The following is a 1,216-nucleotide window of genomic DNA, read 5'->3' as shown; positions in this document are numbered from 1 at the left end:
AGTTCCGATTTGATCTGACAGTAGGACCTTGCCAAAGGGTGGGGTTACCCGGTTTGATAGAGGTGCGAATCTTTATCAACCAAGCGCGTAAGCGCAGAGGAGTAACCCCATGAGTAGTGTTCAACAGAACGTCATCAAACACAAGGTAGGCTTGCTGAATCTCGCAGCCGAGCTTGGCAATGTATCCCGCGCCTGCAAGGTAATGGGCTTATCGCGCGATACCTTCTATCGCTATCAATCCGCCATGGAACATGGTGGTATTGAAGCCTTGCTTGACGCCAACCGGCGCAAGCCCAATCCCAAGAACCGAGTCGAGGAAGTCACCGAAGCTGCTGTGGCAGCCTATGCACTTGAGCAACCAGCATTTGGTCAAGTGCGCGTCTCCAACGAACTGCGCAAGCGCGGCATCTTCATTTCCCCGTCTGGTGTTCGCTCCATTTGGCTACGGCACAATCTCGAATCGTTCAAGAAGCGATTGTCGTCCTTGGAGCGCCATGTCGCAGAAACCGGCGAAGTCTTGACTGAAGCGCAGGTACAGGCACTGGAGAAGAAGCAGGAAGACGATGTCGTCCATGGTGAGATCGAGACAGCGCATCCCGGCTATCTCGGTAGCCAGGACACCTTCTACGTCGGCACGCTGAAGGGCGTGGGCCGGATATATCAGCAGACCTTTATCGATACCTATTCAAAGTGGGCCACCGCCAAGCTCTACACCACCAAGACACCGATCACGGCAGCCGATCTGCTTAACGACCGGGTGCTGCCGTTCTTCCAAGAACAAGACATGGGCGTCATCCGCATCCTGACCGACCGTGGCACCGAGTATTGCGGCAAGCCGGAAACGCATGATTACCAGCTCTATCTGGCCTTGAACGACATTGAGCATACCAAGACCAAGATACGTCACCCGCAAACCAATGGCATCTGTGAACGGTTCCACAAAACCATCTTGCAGGAGTTCTACCAGGTCACGTTCCGGCGCAAGATTTACCAGACCGTTGAAGCACTGCAAACCGATCTGGACGACTGGCTGGCAACCTACAACAACAGCCGTACCCATCAGGGCAAGATGGGTTGCGGACGGACCCCGATGCAAACGCTAATTGACGGAAAGGAGGCGTGGCACGATAAAATCACTACATTGAACATCTGAATTTGATCTGACAGTCACTTCCGTCAAATCGGGTGTCTGTCAGATCGGGTCGCGACTACTACA

1 protein-coding gene is annotated in these 1,216 nt (G+C 53.8%); it reads left to right on the top strand.

What is annotated here, in order from left to right; genetic code table 11:
- Positions 1-109: 109 nt before the first annotated feature.
- The gene (locus ED236_RS12315) at positions 110-1,153 is read left to right on the top strand and encodes an IS481 family transposase (RefSeq protein WP_123238281.1); all 1,044 of its coding nucleotides are present in this window, start codon (positions 110-112) and stop codon (positions 1,151-1,153) included.
- Positions 1,154-1,216 lie beyond the last annotated feature (63 nt).

It is taken from the genome of Pseudomethylobacillus aquaticus, from assembly GCF_003730115.1.
Classification (GTDB): domain Bacteria; phylum Pseudomonadota; class Gammaproteobacteria; order Burkholderiales; family Methylophilaceae; genus Pseudomethylobacillus; species Pseudomethylobacillus aquaticus.
This window is presented reverse-complemented; position numbering and strand designations above follow the sequence as displayed.

Coding starts and splice junctions, on each gene's coding strand:
- ED236_RS12315 (WP_123238281.1), top strand. CDS start 110: ATGAGTAGTGTTCAACAGAACGTCATCAAACACAAGGTAGGCTTGCTG.